This window comes from Enterobacter sp. MGH 37, from assembly GCF_000534515.1.
In the GTDB taxonomy this organism is placed as follows: domain Bacteria; phylum Pseudomonadota; class Gammaproteobacteria; order Enterobacterales; family Enterobacteriaceae; genus Enterobacter; species Enterobacter kobei.
In genome coordinates this window covers 690570-710849 of sequence record NZ_KI973206.1, presented here as the reverse complement: position 1 = coordinate 710849, position 20280 = coordinate 690570, and the positions used below count along the sequence as shown (strand labels likewise).

General features: G+C 51.9%; 16 protein-coding genes. 2 read left to right on the top strand and 14 right to left on the bottom strand.

Features of this window, described 5'->3' with window-relative positions; translation table 11 throughout:
* Positions 1 to 6: 6 nt before the first annotated feature.
* Positions 7 to 3471 (top strand): phage tail tape measure protein, encoded by a 3465-nt coding sequence (locus L383_RS07840; protein WP_032629534.1) that lies wholly within the window; start codon positions 7 to 9, stop codon positions 3469 to 3471.
* 129 nt (positions 3472 to 3600) lie between these two features.
* Here L383_RS07840 and fis read toward each other — a convergent pair whose 3' ends face one another.
* The 14 genes from fis to L383_RS07910 form a co-directional block, all read right to left on the bottom strand.
* Positions 3601 to 3897 carry a DNA-binding transcriptional regulator Fis gene (gene fis, locus L383_RS07845; protein ID WP_000462905.1) on the bottom strand — a complete coding sequence of 99 codons (297 nt, stop codon included), beginning with the start codon at positions 3895 to 3897 and terminating at the stop codon, positions 3601 to 3603.
* A 23-nt stretch (positions 3898 to 3920) separates the two neighbouring features.
* Positions 3921 to 4886: a tRNA dihydrouridine synthase DusB gene (gene dusB, locus L383_RS07850; RefSeq protein WP_014885445.1), complete on the bottom strand. Its 966-nt coding sequence runs from the start codon at positions 4884 to 4886 to the stop codon at positions 3921 to 3923.
* A gap of 330 nt (positions 4887 to 5216) precedes the next feature.
* On the bottom strand, positions 5217 to 5957 hold the full coding sequence (locus L383_RS07855; protein ID WP_014885444.1) for a carbonic anhydrase: 741 nt from the start codon (positions 5955 to 5957) through the stop codon (positions 5217 to 5219).
* A 128-nt stretch (positions 5958 to 6085) separates the two neighbouring features.
* The gene (gene prmA / locus L383_RS07860) at positions 6086 to 6967 is read right to left on the bottom strand and encodes a 50S ribosomal protein L11 methyltransferase (RefSeq protein ID WP_023331428.1); all 882 of its coding nucleotides are present in this window, start codon (positions 6965 to 6967) and stop codon (positions 6086 to 6088) included.
* Between the two features lie 11 nt (positions 6968 to 6978).
* Entirely contained in the window at positions 6979 to 8430 is a 1452-nt protein-coding gene (gene panF, locus L383_RS07865) for a sodium/pantothenate symporter (protein WP_014885442.1), read from the bottom strand.
* A complete protein-coding gene (locus L383_RS07870) occupies positions 8420 to 8662 on the bottom strand; it encodes a YhdT family protein (protein ID WP_014885441.1) in 243 nt (80 codons plus the stop codon). The genes panF and L383_RS07870 overlap by 11 nt, the downstream gene beginning before the upstream one ends.
* A 104-nt stretch (positions 8663 to 8766) precedes the next feature.
* Positions 8767 to 10665 carry a M60 family metallopeptidase gene (locus tag L383_RS07875; RefSeq protein WP_023331427.1) on the bottom strand — a complete coding sequence of 633 codons (1899 nt, stop codon included), beginning with the start codon at positions 10663 to 10665 and terminating at the stop codon, positions 8767 to 8769.
* 171 nt (positions 10666 to 10836) lie between these two features.
* The gene (locus L383_RS07880; RefSeq protein WP_023331426.1) at positions 10837 to 12738 is read right to left on the bottom strand and encodes a M60 family metallopeptidase; all 1902 of its coding nucleotides are present in this window, start codon (positions 12736 to 12738) and stop codon (positions 10837 to 10839) included.
* A gap of 222 nt (positions 12739 to 12960) precedes the next feature.
* Positions 12961 to 14310 (bottom strand): acetyl-CoA carboxylase biotin carboxylase subunit, encoded by a 1350-nt coding sequence (gene accC / locus L383_RS07885; protein WP_003860388.1) that lies wholly within the window; start codon positions 14308 to 14310, stop codon positions 12961 to 12963.
* Between the two features lie 10 nt (positions 14311 to 14320).
* Positions 14321 to 14782 (bottom strand): acetyl-CoA carboxylase biotin carboxyl carrier protein, encoded by a 462-nt coding sequence (gene accB / locus L383_RS07890; RefSeq protein ID WP_010436174.1) that lies wholly within the window; start codon positions 14780 to 14782, stop codon positions 14321 to 14323.
* A 21-nt stretch (positions 14783 to 14803) separates the two neighbouring features.
* Positions 14804 to 15256 (bottom strand): type II 3-dehydroquinate dehydratase, encoded by a 453-nt coding sequence (gene aroQ, locus L383_RS07895; protein WP_023331425.1) that lies wholly within the window; start codon positions 15254 to 15256, stop codon positions 14804 to 14806.
* Positions 15257 to 15490: 234 nt separating this feature from the next.
* Complete coding sequence (msrQ, locus tag L383_RS07900; protein ID WP_014885437.1) at positions 15491 to 16090, bottom strand: protein-methionine-sulfoxide reductase heme-binding subunit MsrQ; 600 nt, start codon at positions 16088 to 16090, stop codon at positions 15491 to 15493.
* Positions 16091 to 17092 carry a protein-methionine-sulfoxide reductase catalytic subunit MsrP gene (gene msrP / locus L383_RS07905; protein WP_023331424.1) on the bottom strand — a complete coding sequence of 334 codons (1002 nt, stop codon included), beginning with the start codon at positions 17090 to 17092 and terminating at the stop codon, positions 16091 to 16093. It lies immediately after the preceding gene.
* A 77-nt stretch (positions 17093 to 17169) separates the two neighbouring features.
* A complete protein-coding gene (locus tag L383_RS07910; protein WP_023331423.1) occupies positions 17170 to 18144 on the bottom strand; it encodes an acrylyl-CoA reductase (NADPH) in 975 nt (324 codons plus the stop codon).
* 182 nt (positions 18145 to 18326) lie between these two features.
* Between L383_RS07910 and csrD the strand changes: the two genes are divergently transcribed.
* Positions 18327 to 20267 carry an RNase E specificity factor CsrD gene (csrD, locus tag L383_RS07915; protein WP_023331422.1) on the top strand — a complete coding sequence of 647 codons (1941 nt, stop codon included), beginning with the start codon at positions 18327 to 18329 and terminating at the stop codon, positions 20265 to 20267.
* Positions 20268 to 20280 lie beyond the last annotated feature (13 nt).

Below are 20280 nucleotides of genomic sequence, written 5' to 3'. Positions count from 1 at the left end.
TAAATTATGGCAACTCTTCGTGAGCTGATAATCAAAATTTCTGCTAACTCGCAATCATTCCAGGCGGAAATTTCCCGCGCCTCACGCATGGGGCAGGATTATTACCGAACCATGCAAAATGGCGGTCGGCAGGCTGCCGCTGCCGCCCGAGAGAGCGAAAGGGCGTTATCTGATCTGACCGCTGGGTTTGCATCGGCAGGAAGAGCCGCTGCTGCTGCTACGGCCGCTTTTGCGACTGGTAAGCTCGTGCAGATTGCTGATGAGTGGAATTCAGTAAACGCCCGTCTTAAGCAGGCATCATCTTCAGCTGATGATTTTGCTGCCTCTCAGCGCCAGTTAATGGAAATCAGCCAAAGAACTGGCACCGCGTTTTCAGACAACGCAAACCTTTTTTCACGCGCAGCTGCTTCAATGCGTGAGTTTGGGTATAGCTCTGACGAAGTTCTGAAAATTACCGAAGCTGTTTCTACCGGCCTTAAACTTTCGGGGGCTAATACTCAGGAAGCGAGTTCTGTTATCACTCAATTCAGCCAGGCTCTGGCGCAGGGCGTTCTTCGCGGTGAAGAATTCAACGCCGTTAACGAAGCAGGTGATCGTGTTATCCGCGCACTTGCCGCCGGAATGGGCGTGGCCCGCAAAGACCTGAAGAGCATGGCTGACCAGGGGCAACTTACGATTGATAAGGTTGTTCCTGCATTAATGAGCCAGTTGGGCTCATTACAGGGTGAGTTTGCCAGCATGCCGCAAACAGTTTCCGGATCCCTGCAAAAAGTCACAAACTCGTTCATGGCATGGGTTGGAGGTGTCAACCAGGCTACAGGTGCTACCGATGCGCTATCTGGTGGCCTAGACGGAGTTGCCCAAACGCTTGATTCATTTACCTCTTCGGCAGTAAGCGGCGCACTAAGTGATGTTGCAGACAATATGTCCACGATCACAACAGTGGCGGGTGCACTTGTTGGCGTTGGGCTGGCAAGGTATCTCAGTGGAGTAGTAACTAGCGCCACGAGTGCAACAGGTGCGCTAATTTCAGCCGCGAAATCAGAGGTTGCTCTTGCTGTCGCACAGGACAAAGCGGCTCAGTCTGCTGTTGCAGCTTCAAGGGCTGAAGTTTATCGAGCTCAGCAAGCTGTTCAGCGATCACGAAGCGCAGATGTTCAGGCCGCCCAGCAAGAGAAAATTGCGGCAGCAGAGGCAAAAGTTACAGCAGCTCAAGCCAGACTGACTACCGCTCTTGCAAGTGGCACTGCTACGGAAAAGGTGCGAGCCAGAACAGCACTTGAACGCGCGCAGGAAGGGCTGGTAGCAGCTAAAAATGCCGACGCTCAGGCTGTCGCTGAAAGGCGTCTGGCTGCCGCTCAGGCTGATTTAAACCGTAACATCTCAAATCGTGTTTCGACTCAAAGCAATCTCAATAGCGTAACATCTGTCGGCACTCGCCTGATGAGTGGTGCGCTTGGCCTGATTGGCGGCGTGCCGGGTCTGGTGATGCTGGGAGCAGGAGCCTGGTATGCGATGTATCAAAACCAGGAGCAGGCACGTCGCTCTGCCCAGGAATACGCCAGTCAAATCGACGAAATACGAGAAAAAACTTCCCGCATGTCTTTGTCTGAAACAGACGACAATAGGGGGAGAACTGTTGGTGCTCTGGTAGAGCAAAATCGTTTGGTTGATGAGCAAGCCAAAAAGGTTGGTGAGCTGAAGAACCAGATCGACGATTTGAATGCATCGCGTGGAAAACCGGGCATTACCAGCGAGAACGATGCAAATATCCTGAGAGCGATAGCCATCGTCACAGATCAGCTCGCCGTTGAAGAAGGGAAGTTGAATGATATGCGGGAGAAATCTCGCAATATTCAGCAAACCCTTGAGGGTATTGAAAGGCAACGTAACGATCTGATCAAAGAGCATGCCTGGCGCCAGAACGCACTGTACCAGTCGCAATTGATGATGAATGGGCAGCATGAAAAGTTCAACAGTCTTCTTGGCTTAGGCAACCAACTCCTTATGGCGCGTCAGGGGCTGGCTAACGTCCCGCTCAGACTTCCGCAGGCCGATCTCGACAAAAAGCAAACCGATGCCCTCGAAAAGAGTCGCCGGGATCTGGAGTTGTCACGCCATAAGGGTGAGGCCAAAGAGCGCCTGCGTCTGAGTTATGCAGCCGATGACCTGGGGTTAACCAGTGATCCGCAATTCCAGACAGGCCGTCAGGAGTTTATTAATAACGGTCTTGCTGAATGGCGGAATAATGAGGCCAACAAACCTAAGGCGAAGGGTGGTAAAACCGAAGGCGAGAAAACCGAGGATGTGTATAAGCGCCTTATCAAGCAGCAAAAAGAGCAGATTGCCCTGCAAGGCCAGAATACTGAACTGGCGAAGGTTAAATACCAGGTCAGCCAGGGCGAACTTGCTTCTCTGACAGAAGCCCAGAAAAAGACGGTATTGCAGAATGCTGCGCTGATTGACCAGGTTAAATTACGTGAGCAACTGCGAAATTACGAAGCCAACCTTGCCGACAGTAACGCCAGCGCCCGCGCAGCCAATGAAGCGCAACTGCTGGGATACGGGCAGGGAACCAGGTTCCGTGAAAGACTTCAGGAGCAGTTCAATCTGCGTAAGGAGTTTGAGCAGAAGAATACCGATCTTCTCCGCCAGCGTCAGGCTGGTGAAATCGACGAGACGTTCTATCAGCAGGGGCTGGCACTTAATAAGCGCTACCTCGAAGAGCGCCTGCGCGACCAGGAGGGATATTACGCAGCTTCTGATGCGCAGCGTGACGACTGGATGACGGGACTGTCTGAGGGTTATGCGAACTGGGTGGACGAAGCTACTGATTATTCTTCCATGGCCGCTGACGGCATGAAGCAGGCCATGGGTGGCGCGGTCACCACGATCACCGACATGCTCAATGGCAACGTTGACAGTTGGAAGGACTGGGGAATAAGTGTTCTCAAAATTGTTGAAAATGTTGCAATCAACATGGCTCTTGCTAATGGTGTTAGCTCGTTAGGCTCATTCTTCAGCTTCGGTGCATCTTCCGCCGCTGCCGCCAGTAGCGGCACCGCTATTCAGAATGCTGGTGCGAACTTCACCTTTAATGCGAAGGGTAATGTTTACGACTCTCCGTCCCTGAGCGCTTACAGCAATGGCGTTTTTCAGACGCCTCAGCTTTTTGCGTTTGCCAAAGGAGCGGGTGTATTTGCGGAGGCTGGACCTGAAGCCATTATGCCGCTTACCCGTGCAGCTGATGGTTCTCTTGGTGTTCGGGCTGTTGGCACTCCTCAGGTCTCTGGTGGTGTGCCTTCAGTTAACTTCGGCGATATCAATATTCAGGGCGGATCACCTCAGGCGGCCAGTCAGGGGACTGCTGGTGCAGCTGGCAGACAACTGAAAGATGCCATCACTGGCGTTATTAACGAGCAGGCCAGTATGCCTGGCTCACCATTGTGGCGTTTGATTAAGGGAGTTTAGTTTTTACCGTTCGCCATTGCTCTAATTTGTTCGTCAATTAGTGCAGTCAGTGGTGCAGTCAATCCAATAAAAAAGGCGCTTCCCCATGCCGAAGAGCGCCTTTTTAAACAAACACTTAACTGATTAGTATCAGTTCATGCCGTATTTTTTCAGTTTCTTACGCAGAGTACCACGGTTGATACCCATCATCAGCGCAGCGCGGGTCTGGTTACCGCGGGTGTATTGCATCACCATGTCCAACAGTGGCTGTTCAACTTCAGCCAGTACCAGCTCATACAGGTCATTAACATCCTGACCATTCAGTTGAGCAAAATAGTTCTTCAGTGCCTGTTTAACCGAGTCACGCAGGGGCTTTTGAGTTACCTGGTCCTGAGAGTTAACGGTAGAAACGGTCAGTACGTCAGAATTTACGCGTTGTTCGAACATAGTTCTGTCAGCTCTTTATTTCATTACGCAAGATTTTCGAAGTATGCCTCCAACGCCTCCAGCTGTTCGCTGGCATCCTCTATGGCGTTGAATGTGCGCCGAAACTGGTCATCTGGAGCGTGCTCCTGGAGATACCAGGAGACGTGTTTACGCGCAATTCGGTACCCTTTTGCCTGACCGTAATGGTCATGCAGTTCCCGAACATGCGAACAAAGCAAGCGCTTAACCTCTGCCAGAGGCAGTGGGGCAAGCAGCTCCCCAGTGTCCAGATAATGCTGGATTTCCCGGAAGATCCAGGGTCTTCCCTGAGCTGCACGTCCTATCATCAGAGCATCAGCTCCCGTATAGTCGAGCACAGCCCTGGCTTTAAGCGGGTCAGTTATGTCGCCATTCGCGATAATCGGAATGGAAACCTTCTGCTTAACTGCCCGAATGCTGTCGTATTCAGCTTCACCATTGAACAAACAGGCGCGAGTGCGTCCATGAATGGTCAGGGCCTGAATGCCACAGTCTTCGGCCAGTTGGGCAATCTCTACACAGTTACGGTGTTCCGGCGACCAACCCGTGCGAATCTTCAACGTAACAGGAACGTCCACCGCGCTGACAACCGCCGTCAGGATAGACTTCACCTGATCGGGGTATTGCAGAAGGGCTGAACCTGCAAGCTTGCGATTCACTTTCTTGGCCGGGCAACCCATATTGATATCAATAATCTGGGCGCCACTTTCCACGTTAATACGCGCGGCATCTGCCATCTCTTCAGGCACGCTTCCGGCGATTTGCACGGTGCGGATACCTGGCTCATCAATGTGCACCATCCGAAGGCGGGATTTATCGCTTTCCCAGACCTGCGGGTTAGACGACATCATCTCGGATACGGTTAAACCGGCTCCCATCTCATAGCACAGCGTCCTGAACGGCCGGTCGGTAATACCTGCCATTGGGGCTGCGATCAGGCGATTTCTAAGCTGGTGGTGTCCGATGCGCATGAGTTAAGAAATGACCATACTGTGACTGCAAGGCGGCGTATATTACGCATTTTTTGCACGAGATGAAAGGCCAAACTTTGAACAATCCACTGTTGTAGATCAAGGAATCGCCGCTCAATCATTCCGTTAAAAATTATTCATCATTTAAATCATTGGGTTATAATTAAATGATTGTTTTATGAGCGCTTACAATTTCCCGTAACTTCTCATCATTTCTCATTAAACGCGACAGTTGAGCGGGATAATCTGCTGTTTTTCACAGCAGATTTCCTCACTTCTTTGCGATCTCTGTCGCATTTTAGAACATGATCTCAGGGCAAAAAATGCAGATTATTCGACCACAAGACGGCCATGCAGGGCCTGTACCGGGCGGTTGTTATCGTGATGCATTGTATGGGTGAATTTCTCCAGCTGCTCAGCTGAGAGCGTGAGAGGGTGCTTAAGCACAATCCAGGTGACGCCTTCTGAACAAGGTGGGGTGGTCAGTGAACCGCTGAAGCGCCAGTAAGTTTTGTTGACCGGGAGCAGCTTGTTCAGGTTGAGATCCTGCTTAATGGAGATGTTCTGTTCGGCCTGTTGGGGCATCACGCTCCACAGTTTATCAAGCTCCGGGTTCGCGGCGCCTTTGTCAAACATGACGGCCACTACGGTCAGCTCACCTGCGCTATTTTTATGCACCAGATGCATTTCCATTGCGTATTTTTTGCCATGCACGGTGTTCTCGCTCGGCGCGTGGAAATGGAACTGCTGCAGAGTCCAGGCTTGATTATCCAGGGTTATCGTGTCGCGGGTATCCGCTTTCTCACTGGCCTGAATGGTATGGCCATTGTTCGTCAACGTCATGGGGCCATCAATGTAGTGCGTTTTAAGCGGAGAGAAATGGGCGTTTGCAGTCGATTCAATGTTAATCGGAGACTGATACATCCCGTTTTGACAGGTCTTGTAGGCCTCGTCCAGTTCACCCCAGTGTTCCGGTGAACCTTCCCCTTCGTAGCTCCAGTGTGAAGCGAAAGCTGATGCCGAGATCATACTCAGCGCAATCAGCGCTGCCTTGCCAGTAATGTGTTTCATAATATTCTTCCGGTGAATTGTTGTAATTCAAATAATTATGATTTGTGTGGTTATTTTACCGGAGAAATGCGCGGGGAGAGAGGACTATCAGTGGAGGAGAGGCGTGGTCAGATGACCACGCCAAATGCTTATTTTTTACGACCGGTGATCCTGCACCACTCTTCTTTCTCTACCACCGGGTCAAGGGCGAAGAGATCCGCGTAGGCTTCACACACGCTGTCGGCCTGGCTTGCCAGGATACCTGAAAGCCCCAGCAGACCGCCCTCAACGGGCAGTACGCTGATTAACGGTGCCAGTTCACGTAACGGGCCTGCCAGGATGTTGGCGACCACCACGTCGGCTTTCATGACCGCTGGCTGCGCATCCGGCAAATACAGTTCCAGACGATCGGAGACGCCGTTACGCTCGGCGTTATCGCGGCTGGCCTGAATTGCCTGCGGATCGATGTCGATCCCAATCGCTTTTGCCGCACCCAGTTTCAGCGCCGCGATAGCGAGGATCCCGGAGCCGCAGCCGAAGTCGATCACGGTTTTTCCTGCCAGATCCAGACCGTCCAGCCACTGCAGGCACAGGGAGGTGGTCGGGTGGGTGCCGGTACCAAATGCCAGGCCCGGGTCGAGCATCACGTTGACGGCGTTTTGATCTGGCACTTCGCGCCAGCTTGGGCAGATCCACAGACGCTTGCCAAACTGCATCGGGTGGAAGTTATCCATCCACTCCCGTTCCCAGTCTTTATCTTCCAGCTGTTCGATTTTGTGCACGAAACCTGCACCTAACAGTGGGTGGTTTTCCAGAATCGCGACGACCTCTTTCATGTCGGTCTCGGCATCGAAAAGTCCAATGACGTCGGTATCACCCCACAGGCGCGTTTCGCCCGGCAGCGGCTCGAAGACCGGCGTGTCATGCGTGTCCTGGAAGGTGATGGAGACCGAGCCGGCCTCCATCAGCGCATCGCTCAGTTCCTCGGCGTTCGCGCCGGTTGTGTTCAGTTTTAATTGGATCCACGGCATGGCAAAACTCTTTATTTATCAGTAGAAATCATAGCGGACTGTGGGACGGGCTGACCGAAACGGTTCCCCACCACAAACGCCAGTAAACTTAGCAGTAACGAAGGCACAATAGGATGGAAGCCCAGGTACTGAATCTTAAACGTTGCGAGGACGGCATACAGCACCCCGCCAACAATCATCGCGCCCAGCGCGCCTGCAGCATTGGCACGTTCCCAGTAGAGACCCAACACCAGCGGCCAGAGGAAAACGGCTTCAAGGCCGCCGAACGCCAGCAGGTTCAGCCAGATGATCATCTCCGGCGGGCGCCATGCGGCTAACAGCAGCAATGCCCCTAACACCAGCGTAATAATGGCTGACATACGCTTCAGGCGACGTTCATTTTCTACCTGCTCAGGACGCAGGTTGAGATAGAGATCTTTAATGATCGTCGCGGAGCTTTGCAGTAGCTGGGCGTTGATAGTGGACATAATAGCGGCCATTGGCGCAGCAAGGAAAATCCCGGCGGCAAATGGCGGCAGCACTTTAACCATCAGTGTCGGGATCACCAGATCCGGCACGGTAAGGTCAGGGATGACTGCACGTCCTAATGCACCCGCCAGATGCATACCGAACATCAGGATCGCGACGACAATCGTCCCGATAATAATGCCTTTGTGAACGGCTTTGCTGTCTTTATAGGAGATACAGCGCACGGCGGTATGGGGCAGACCAATCACCCCAAAGCAGACTAACACCCAGAACGACGTCATAAATGCCGGAGAAAGAATATCATCCGCGCCTTGCGGCGAGACCAGTTTCGGATCAATGGCTTCCAGGGTTTCCACCGCATGCGTAAGTCCACCCGCAGCATGAACGATGCCCACCAGCAGAACGATCGTGCCAATCAGCATGACCATTCCCTGCAGCGTATCGTTCAGCACGCTGGCGCGGAATCCGCCAAACGCAGTATACAGCGCAATGCTTACCCCGAAGATAATCAACCCTGTCTCGTAGGGGATCCCGGCTGCCGTTTCCAGCAGACGTGCTCCACCGATAAACTGCACCGTCATCGCACCAATAAAGGCGACCAGCAGGCTCAGGCTTGCCAGCCACACCAGCAAGCGACTTTGGTAGCGTGCAAACAGCATATCGTTGAGCGTCACGGCATTATAGCGCCGTGCCAGAATGGCAAACTTTTTACCCAGAATACCCAGAGAGAGCCAGACGGCAGGTAGCTGGATCATGGCCAGCAGTACCCAGCCTAACCCGTACTTATACGCGGCACCGGGACCGCCGATAAATGAACTGGCGCTGATGTAGGTGGCCGTCAGCGTCATGGCCAGCACGACGCCGCCCATCGAACGGCTACCGAGGAAATACTCATTCAGAAAGGCGCCGGTCGCCCTTTTACGCATGGCATAAATGGACAAGCCAAATACGACCAGCAGGTATGCGACAAGCGGCAGAATGACTTCAAGCTGCATCATCGTCCTCCAGCGGAATATCCCGGTAGATAAATTTAACCATCGCCCAGCACAGCAGGATAAATACCAGCGGTACCAGCAGGCACGCCATTTCAAACCAGTGTGGCAGGCCGGTAATACCGATGTCTGAATTAGGTAAGTAAGCGGTTACCAACCATGCGGCAAGATAGAGAAGGGTCAGCCACAGCGCCCAGCGCGCTTCTTTATGGGCCTGAACAAAACGAGCGTCCATCCACTCTCCTGGATAATTCATAGTGAGAGGCGGATTGTACGCATTGCAGGGGGGATACCAAATCATTTTCTGCTGCGCCAGAAACTGGCGCAGCAATAAAGTACTTACTTCACAATGGAGAGATCGACATTCACGTTTGCCGTCCAGTCCGTTTTGTGCCAGTCACGCGCAATCAGATGAAGGACACCGGTGTAGCTGCCCTGAGGCAGAAGCGGGTTATCTTCTGCTTTATAAGTGACTCTTAAATGTGCACTTGTTCCTACGGAGCAGTTAACCGCGGTATTAACGGAATGAATATTGCAATCGCCATGGCTGTTCTGGCCACGCAGTTTCACGATGAAGGTTCTGTTACGATTATCGACAACCTGCGCATAAAGTGGTGTTTCACCATCCTCAACCCAGACCAGAGAGGTAGGACCTGCTTCAGGTGTGTTGGTTACAAAAGCAATATTGAAATTTTTATCTTCAGCCGGTACTTCAATATTGGCTGGGGAAGAGCCATTCAGGCTACCGGTAAAGGTTTTCTCCACTTTATTCGGCTGAGGTAAATTCAGCGCATTAATCGCTGCAACCGCCTCTGCGGAAAGGGGAATATTCCACTGCTGGAAATACTGATTCAGATTTAAGCCGGCGATTTTACTGGCATTAAGCGTAAACCAGTCGATTTTTTTCTGGCTGCTATTAACCAGGGTTGGGTCATTCTGGTTAACTTCACGGTAAGCTTTCGCCAGTGTCGGGTAAAGCTGTGGCCAGCTCGTCATTATTTCACCAAAGAAAGACGCCCGACGGAACAGATCTTCTTTAGCAAAATTCCAGGTGTGCCCGGATTTCAGCAGAGTGCCAATAGCTTGTTGATCCCAACCGAAACCGTAAAAGCCTTCATTACTATGACAGTTTTTGAAATCGGTATCGCCGAGTGTGGTGTAACATGCAGCGATAGAATAAAGGTTGACGGTAACTTCTCCCTGGTCACTCCAGGACCAGCTCATCTGGAACTGGTGACCGTATTCGTGCCAGTCGAGCCAGCTCGGCGTCTCAGGGATTGAACTGTCACCACCTATGCCAGTCAGCCCTTGTCCACCACTTGCCCAGCAGCAGCTCTGATAAGTGGCGAAGAGTAAACCGCGGCTAGGCTGGTGCAACCAGCTGGAGCCATCCAGACCATCAAGTTTGTCATAAGTGATGGTTCGCAGCAGCGACTGGCGGAGAGTCTGCTCTATATTTTTAGTTGCCGAGTTTTGCGCAATTACCTGACTTGCAACGAAGCGTGTCCTGCCATCAAACATAAAGTGGTAGCCTGATGGCGTTGTAGCCTGTGCCTGTGCGCGCCATTCGGCTCTGTCATTCATACCAAAGATAAAGAGAGGGTGATACGTACCGCCGTTAACAATATCCACGGAGACGAATTTATCAACATTCTCCATTTTTTTGGTTTTATCCTGACACCCAACGACAAGCAGCGCGTTCTGTGAGAACGTGTAGGTTGTGTCACCGCTTGCGTTCAAAATAAGTTCGTTAGTCGGACCGCCAATACCCTCGTAGTTAGGATCAACGGCAGCATAACAGGAAACATTTTGCGGAACATCACCGAGACGGAGGGTGACGTTTTCACCCTTGACGCCCCATGTATGCGTTAAGAAGTAATTATTACGTCCACCGTTGGTGGTTCTGTTCGTGCCATTGCCATGAACTTCGGTAACAGGAATTTGATAGCGACCTTGTTCAGCCTCACCGTAAATTTTTAAAGTACGGTTGAGCCAGAACAGGGGATTATTGACATTTTGCGCATCATAGGTTGATGCATAAGCAGGATTGATTAAATTATTGTAGTCAATACCTAATTCATCGAGTGCTTCAGTAAATCCCGGATTATTTTTCCACTCGTCCCACATCGTTTGGTTAGTAGAGACCGTCTCTGCCGCATAACAAGCGGAAGAAACAGACGCACAGAGTAGTGCTGCGATGGAAAAAGTTTTCTTTATTCCATGTTGAAATATATTCATAGTTAAAATGTCCGTAATTAAACATGAGGTGAAGCTTGTTTAATTACAACATTTCGTAACGGATTATTAAATGTAGAACTAATTAATATTCATTGTAGTGAATCTGATAAATAAGCAAGTCAGGCCAAATCATTTTCTGCTGCGCCAGAAACTGGCGCAGCAATAAAGCACTTACTTCACAATGGAGAGATCGACATTCACGTTTGCCGTCCAGTCAGTGTTGTGCCAGTCACGCGCAATCAGATGAAGAACACCCGTATAGCTGCCCTGAGGCAGATGCGGGTTATCTTCTGCTTTATAAGCGACTCTTAAATATGCGCTTGTTCCTGAGTTGCAGTTAACCGCGGTGTTAACGGAATGAATATTGCAGCCGCCATGGCTGTTCTGGCCACGCAGTTTCACGATGAAGCTTCTGTTACGACTATCGACAACCTGCGCATACAGTGGCGTTTCACCATCCTCAACCCAGACCAGAGAGGTAGGGCCAGCCTTAGGTGTGTTGGTCACAAAAGCAATATTCACAGTGTTATCTTCAGCCGGAACTTCAATCGTTATCGGGGAAGAGCCGTTCAGGCTACCGGTAAAGGTTTTCGTCACTTTGTTCGGCTGAGGTAAGTTCAGGGCAGCAATTTGTGAGTCAGCATCAGCGGAATAGCCTAAACCCCAGCGTGTAAAGAATTCACGTAAATCACGTCCCGCTGCTTTGCTGGCATTGACCACAAAGAAATCAATTTTTTGTTGATTGGTTGCAACCAGAGATTTACCTTTACCCTCGTTATAGGTTTCGCGGTAGGCTTTGCCAATATAAGCGAAGAGATCGGGCCACGATGTTTTCAGCTGCGCAAACATCATTAATTTACGGAAGACGTCAGTGTCAGTATCAAACTGATGTGTTTCGCCAGAGTTCAGGAAAGAACCTACGGCCTGCTGATCCCAGGAGAAATTGTTGTAATACAGGTTTTCGTGACAGGATTTATCCGTGACTTCTCCGCGTAATAGGCGGCAGGCTGAAAGGGACATAATATTATTTGTCACTTCAGTTAACCCGTTCCATGCCCAGGTCATCTGATTTTGATGACCATATTCATGCCAATGACCCCAGCTGGTTTCCGTTGGTAAGCTGTTGCCAAAGCCGATCCCAATACGTCCGGCACCGCCCTGAGACCAGCAGCAGCTGTTAAAAATACCGAAATTCAAACCGCGCAGAGGCTGATGTAAATACGATGACCCATCAAGCCCGTTAACTTTATCATAGTCCATAACGTAGCTTAATTGTTCGCGCAGCATTTGCAGCACGTTGGTATTCTGCGATGCTTTGGCGGTGGAATTATTCACAACATATCGAGAGCGCCCGTCAAAGAGCAGCGTTTGCCCGGTCGGTGTACTCTGCTGGCTAAGGGCCTTCCACTCTTCTTTTGTGTTAAGACCAAAGACAAATAACGGGTGTTTTTTCGCGGTCGTCGATGTGACATCCACACGAACGAGTGTGTTCATATGGCTATAGGTACCACTTTTATCCCAGCAGGCCAGCAGCATTAATCCATTTTCACTCAGGGTATATTGCGTTGAGTGATTGGCATTTAACTGCACCTGATATTTAGTGGTGATTGTACCGCTGTATTGATTTTCCAGTCCTGCGTAGCAGACCACATCATCGGGTTGGGAAGAGGTGGTCAATGTGAACGTATCACCCTGTTCACCATAATAATAGGTATTAAAATAGGGATTGCGACCTGTGAAGCCTGTTCTGGCACGAGCTTCATCATGATCTTCAATGGCTGGAATATAATAAATGTCTTTGTCAGCCTCACCATAAATTTGCATGGTGCGCTTTTGCCAGTAGAGAACATCAGTCGGGTCGGCTGAACGGGTGAGGGTTTTTTGTGGATCTTCAGATAACAGTTGATAACTCATACCGAGTTCATCCAGAGCTTCATTGAAGGCCTGGTTATCCTGCCATCTTTCCCACCAGTTGGCCGTGGTTTCAGCGTATAAAGGCAAAGACGTTACCGATGCACATAACAGCGCAGCAGCAACACATTTTTTCTGTATGCCACTCTTCAGTATATTCATAAAAGATATGTCCGTTATCGAGAAAATATTAAGAAAAACGGACTCATTACATCACGCTGTAATATCGTTAAGAACCGAGGAATGATGAAAAGTAAATGTAGAAAAAATGATGATATTGAATATTTCTGGGTTGGGTTGGAGATATAGTGACGGTAAATAGTTTGGGGGGAGAAACAAGGACGCAAAAAATAAACACGCCTGATAAACAGGCGTGTTTTAAGATTACTTCTCGTTGAGGCCGAGTTTCTTCTCAAGATAGTGGATGTTAGTTCCACCATTCTGGAAGTGCTCGTCGCTCATGATGCGCATCTGGAGATCAACGTTGGTTTTAATACCGTCGATGATCAACTCCTGCAGGGCGTTCTTCATGCGGGCAATCGCCACGTCACGGTTTTCGCCGTAGCAGATGAGCTTACCGATCATTGAGTCATAGTACGGCGGTACGGTGTAACCGGCGTAGATATGAGACTCCCAACGCACACCAAAGCCACCCGGCGCGTGGAAACGCGTGATTTTACCCGGGCTTGGCAGGAAGGTGTTCGGGTCTTCGGCGTTGATACGGCATTCAACCGCATGGCCTTTCACCACGACTTCTTCCTGCTTGATGGACAACGGCTGACCCGCAGCGATACGCAGCTGTTCTTTGATCAGGTCAACGCCGGTGATCATTTCGGTAACCGGGTGTTCAACCTGAATACGGGTGTTCATCTCGATGAAGTAGAACTCGCCGTTTTCGAACAGGAACTCAAAAGTACCCGCCCCGCGATAGCCGATATCGACACACGCCTTGGCGCAACGCTCACCGATGTAGCGACGCAGTTCCGGGGTAATGCCCGGCGCAGGTGCTTCTTCGACGACTTTCTGGTGACGACGCTGCATGGAGCAGTCACGTTCTGCCAGATAGATCGCGTTACCCTGACCGTCAGCCAACACCTGAATTTCGATGTGGCGTGGGTTTTCCAGGTATTTTTCCATGTACACCATGTCATTGCTGAAAGCCGCTTTCGCTTCCGCTTTGGTCATGGAGATGGACTGCGCCAGTTCAGCATCGCTGCGTACTACGCGCATACCGCGACCGCCGCCACCGCCGGACGCCTTGATGATAACCGGGTAGCCAATGCGTTTAGCATGAGCACGGTTAGCATCCATGTCGTCGGTCAGAGGGCCGTCAGAGCCTGGTACGGTTGGCACACCGGCTTTTTTCATCGCGGTGATCGCAGACACTTTGTCGCCCATCAGGCGGATAGTGTCGGCTTTCGGGCCGATGAAGATAAAGCCAGAGCGTTCAACCTGCTCAGCAAAGTTGGCGTTCTCAGAGAGGAAGCCATAACCCGGATGAATTGCCACCGCGCCGGTGATTTCAGCGGCGCTGATGATAGCCGGGATGTTCAGATAGCTTTTTACGGACGGAGCCGGGCCAATACAGACCGTCTCATCCGCCAGCAATACGTGTTTTAAATCGCGATCCGCACTTGAGTGCACCGCGACGGTCTTGATGCCCAGTTCTTTACAGGCACGAAGAATACGCAGTGCAATCTCGCCGCGGTTGGCGATAACAATTTTATCCAGCATGTTCGCCTCGTTACTCGATGACGACCAGCGGCTCGTCAAATTCAACCGGCTGACCACTTTCGACCAGAATCGCTTTCACAGTACCTGATTTGTCTGCTTCGATCTGGTTCATCATTTTCATCGCTTCAACGATGCACAGGGTATCGCCTACGTTGACTTTCTGACCCACTTCGATGAACGCCTTCGCGTCCGGGCTCGGGGTGCGGTAGAAAGTACCAACCATTGGGGAACGTACGATGTGACCACTGATTTCTGCTGCAGCGGCAGGTGCGGCTTCAGCTGCTGGTGCAACGGCTGCGGAAAGCGCAGGCTGCTGCACTGGCGCAGCGTAAGCCTGCTGCATTACCGGGAAGCTAGCGGCTGGGGCTGCACGGCTGATGCGTACAGACTCTTCGCCTTCAGAAATTTCCAGTTCGGAGATGCCTGATTCTTCAACCAGCTCGATCAGTTTTTTAATCTTACGAATATCCATGAGTGGGTTCCGTACTCTTGTTTAGTGTGATTGTGACAAGCGTTTTACCGCTGTCTGTAAAGCGTATGAATAACCGTCAGCGCCCAGTCCGCAGATAACGCCAGTAGCGATATCCGACAGATACGAATGGTGGCGGAACGGCTCTCGGGCGTGCACGTTACTCAGGTGGATCTCGATAAACGGGATACTCACCGCGAGCAGTGCGTCGCGGATAGCAACACTGGTGTGCGTAAACGCGGCCGGATTGATCAGGATATAGTCCACATTGTCTTTAGCCTGATGAATACGGTCGATGATTGCGTACTCCGCGTTTGACTGAAAATGATCCAAATCCACATTCAGCGATGCTGCTTCCGTGCTCAGACGGTTAACAATTTCGCTCAATGTTAGCGTGCCGTACTTCTCTGGCTCACGGGTGCCGAGCATGTTCAGGTTCGGTCCGTTCAATACTAAGATATGGAACTTGTCAGTCATTATGCCGCTATCTCCTGCGATTTTTGGGTAAAAAACAAAATATACCGTCGAAGCGCAAATGTCACCTTTTCAGAGGCCAAAAACCACTGTCAGGCGAACCAAGGTCGCACATTATAACGATTTCGTAGCATTTGGCAGCTAAATACTGGTCTTATCAGGGAAGATTATCAACCGCAATCCAAAAAAGATTTGCGGTTGAGGGGGAATCTGCGGGAAAACGCACAGTTTCGCGAACTATCGCAACCACTGGCGGAACTTCTTGTAACGCCATGCTAAAAGCGCCACTGCCGCCAGCGCATACAGGACTGGCTGCGGGGAGAGGATCTTCACCGACCACAGATAATGAATGGGGGCGAGGATCGCGACAAGATAGACGAAGTTGTGCAGTAACTGCCAGCGTCTGCCCAGCTTTCGCTGCGCATATTGCGTGGACGTCAGCGCTAACGCCAGTAAAACCAGCCAGCTTACGATACCCAGCGTCAGATAAGGGCGTGTCACCAGCTCTCGGCCAAGCAGTGTCAGATTGTTAATTCCCAGTTCCAGTAGGGCGTAGCTGGTAAGGTGCAGCGTCGCCCAGGCAAAACACCATAGCCCCAAAAGCCGACGGGTACGTATCAATAATGGCTGTTTAGCGTAGCGCGCCAGCGGCGAGACGAGCAAGGTTGCCAGTAAAAATTTCAGAGCCATCCGACCCGTAAAATGCTGGATATCTTTTGCTGGATCGGCGCTAAAGAGGCCCTGACTGGCGGCCCAGAACAACCAGATAAAAGGAAGTATTCCGGCTAAATGCAGCAGCACTTTTAGCCAGGTAATCTGCTTTGCCGTTAAACGCACTCAGAAGTTCTCCCGTAAATTAAGGCCACGGTAAAGCGAAGCCACTTCATCCGCATACCCGTTAAACAACAGCGTGGGCTGACGCTTAACGTCCAGCGCACCACCCGCGCCAATAAAGCGCTCAGTCGCCTGCGACCAGCGGGGATGATCCACATGAGGATTCACATTCGCGAAGAAACCGTATTCACCCGGTGCTGCCAGGTTCCAGGTCGTTGGCGGACGCTCGCGAGTCAGCTTAATGCTGACGATAGACTTAATTCCTTTGAAGCCGTATTTCCACGGTACGGTTAACCGAATGGGGGCGCCGTTTTGAGGAGGAAGCGCCTTGCCGTATACGCCAACGGTCAGCAGGGTAAGGGGATGCATGGCTTCGTCGAGGCGTAGCCCTTCAACGTACGGATAGTCCAGTCCACCGCCGATAAACCGATCTTTCTGGCCCGGCATCTCGTCCGGAGCGTAGCGCGTCTGGAAGGCGACATATTTTGCATTGCTGGTGGGCTCAACCAACGCCAGCAGCTTATGCAGCGGGAAGCCGACCCAGGGTACCACCATCGACCAGGCTTCCACGCAGCGCATGCGATAGATGCGCTCTTCGAGCGGGAAGCGGGTGGTCAGATCGTGGTGGTCCAATGTCAGGGGTTTTGCCACCTCGCCGTCAATTTTCAACGTCCACGGATCGGTTTTCATGCTGCCTGCATTGGCGGCAGGATCGGCTTTATCCAGACCAAATTCGTAAAAGTTGTTGTAGCCGGTGACTTTGTCTTCAGGGGTGAGCGTCAGTTTGTTTTGCCACTCGGCGGGTTTCGTAAACGTAAGCGGGGCGCCGGAAGGCGCCTTAGGGCGATCGTTACCTTTAAACCAGTCGAGCAGGTCGGCATGTGCCGCAGGGGAGAGCGTCAGTGCAGTGGCGCTGATGCCAAGCATTTTCAGGATCTGGCGGCGCTGTAACATAAAGACAGACTCGGACGTTACGTCGGCTTCCGTCAGTTTTCGGTTTTTCATGGCATCCTCCGTCATGCGTTTTTCTAAGCATGACGGAGGAGAGCGCTTCACGCGAATATGTCACGAAAATTTGAAGATTAGGCGATTTTCACCAGCGCGCGACCGTGGAACTGGTTATCCATGATTTTACTTGCATAGTCTGGCGCCTGGCTGAGTTTTATCTCCGTTGCGCTCTGGGTAAAGAACGATTCCGGCAGATCGCGTACCAGACGTTCCCAGGCCTCCGTGCGGCGAGCCGCTGGCGTCATCACGGAGTCCACGCCCTGCAGGCGAACGTTACGCAAAATAAACGGCATGACGGTAGTTGGCAGGGCAAAGCCGCCCGCCAGACCGCAGGCTGCCACGCAGCCGCCGTAGTTCATCTGCGCCAGGACCTTCGCCAGCACTTTATCGCCGACGGTATCTACCGCGCCCGCCCAGACCTGTTTTTCCAGTGGACGGGTTTCGGCGAATTCATCGCGGCCAAGAATGCGGCTGGCACCGAGCTGGCGAAGATAATCATGCGTACTTTCCCGGCCGGAAACCGCCGTGACCTGGTAACCCAGTTTGTGCAGCAACGTTACCGCCGTGCTCCCCACGCCACCGCTGGCGCCGGTCACGACAATGTCACCCGACTCAGGGCGAACCCCCGCCTCTTCCAGCGCCATCACGCACAGCATGGCGGTAAAGCCTGCGGTGCCGATGATCATCGCTTTGCGACCATCCATGCCTTTCGGCATCGGCACCAGCCAGTCGCCTTTTACGCGCGCCTGTGTTGCCAGCCCGCCCCAGTGATTTTCACCCACACCCCAGCCGGTGAGCAGCACGTGCTGGCCCGCATGGAAGCGAGGGTCTTCGCTGCTGTGGACCCGGCCAGCAAAATCAATACCCGGCACCATAGGGAAATTTCGGATGATTTTACCCTTACCGGTGATCGCCAGTGCATCTTTGTAATTTAAACTGGACCAGTCGATGTCGACGGTGACGTCGCCTTCCGGCAGACGGCTCTCTTCTACGGCCTGTACTGAGGCAAGCGTTTTGCCGTCCTGCTGTTCTAAGATCAAAGCCTGCATACGGGGTCCTCACGACTCAGATGATTGGAAAATAATTTCTGAAGACTATACTCGCTCAGGGTAATTCAATGCCGATTTAACGCAATAAATTGCCAGATACGCCCGATTTGGTAGTATGCCGCATTTGAAATGCAAGTTAGCGCTTACTCGCTACCCCCTCAACCCACGGAGTAATCTCAAGGATGCGATTAACGACGAAGTTCTCGGCTTTTATCACCTTGCTAACGGGGCTGACCATCTTTGTCACGCTTCTGGGTTGCTCTTTGAGCTTTTATAACGCCATTCAGGACAAACTGGTCAACCGGGTGCAGTCTGTTGCGTTGGTCATTGATACGCGTCTGCTGACCACGCCACTCCCGTCGCTCTCCCGGGAACTGGATGAGTTGATGGTGCCGGTTGATATTATTCGGATCGATATTCAGCAGGGAAAGCATCAGGTTTTAAGCCATGAACGGCAGGGAAGTTATCGCCCTGCGGGCGTAGTGAGTCAGTACCGGGAAGTAACGGTGCACTCCCTTAAAAACCCGGGTATGACCATTCACATGGTATATCTCGATCCGATGGCCAGCTATTTCCGTTCCATGATGACCACCGCGCCGCTCACGATCGCGGTTGCATTCATTATTCTGCTCATTTTTCTCGCGGTTCGCTGGTTGCGCCGCCAGCTCTCAGGGCAGGAACTGCTGGAAATCCGCTCCGTCCGCATCCTGAACGGTGAGCGCGGCCCGCAGGTGCGCGGCTCTGTTCATGAATGGCCGTCACGCACCAGCAGTGCGCTGGATACGTTGCTCTCAGAAATTCAGTTTGCCAGCGACCAGCGCAGCCGTATGGATACGCTGATCCGCTCTTATGCCGCGCAGGATAATAAAACCGGCCTTAACAACCGCCTTTTCTTTGATAATCAACTGGCCACGCTGCTCGACGATTCGGAAAAAGTGGGCACTCACGGCGTGGTGATGATGATTCGCCTGCCCGATTTCGATCTGCTGCGCGACACATGGGGGCAGCGGGCCGCGGAAGAAAATCTCTTTACGCTGATCAACCTGCTCTCCACCTTTATCATGCGCTACCCCGGGGCACTATTGGCCCGCTATCACCGCAGCGACTTTGCCGTGTTATTGCCGCATCGCACGCTAAAAGAGTCGGAAAGTATTGCCAGCCAGCTGCTGAAGGCGGTAGACGCGCTGCCCCAGAGTAAAATGCTCGATCGCGACGACATGGTGCATATGGGGATCTGCGCCTGGCGCGGCGGTCAGTCGACGGAGCAGGTGATGGAGCATGCGGAATCGGCTACCCGCAACGCCGTGTTGCAGGGGGCGAACGGATGGGCCGTTTACGATGACTCGTTACCGGAAAAAGGGCGTGGAAACGTGCGGTGGCGTACGTTGATTGAGCAAATGCTGAGCCGCGGTGGGCCACGTATTTATCAAAAACCGGCGGTCATGAAAAACGGCTATGTCCACCATCGCGAACTGATGTGCCGTATTTTTGACGGTACGGAAGAGGTTATTTCTGCGGAATATCTGCCAATGGTGCTGCAATTTGGGCTGTCTGAAGAGTATGACCGCCAGCAAATTTCCCGCCTGATCCCATTTTTATCTTTCTGGCCGGAAGAAAGTCTGGCGTTACAGGTCACCGTTGAGTCGTTAATACGCCCGCGTTTTCAGCGCTGGCTGCGTGATACATTAATGCAATGCGAAAAATCGCAACGCAAACGCATTATTTTTGAACTTGCTGAGGCGGATGTGGGTCAACACATCAGCCGGTTACGTCCGGTGGTTCGTTTGATCAACGCGCTCGGTGCGCGTGTGGCGGTGACACAAGCTGGTTTAACGCTGGTCAGTACCGACTGGATCAAGGAACTGGATGTGGAGCTATTAAAGCTGCATCCGGGGCTGGTAAGAAATATTGAAAAGCGCACGGAAAACCAGCTGCTGGTTCAGAGTCTGGTTGAAGCGTGTAAAGGAACCCGAACACAAGTCTTTGCCGCGGGCGTGCGCTCCAGGGGCGAATGGCAGATGTTAACAGAGCGCGGTGTCATGGGTGGTCAGGGCGATTTTTTTGCCGCCTCTCAACCGCTTGACACCAACGTGAAAAAATATTTGCAAAGATACTCTGTTTGACCTGCCGTTTACG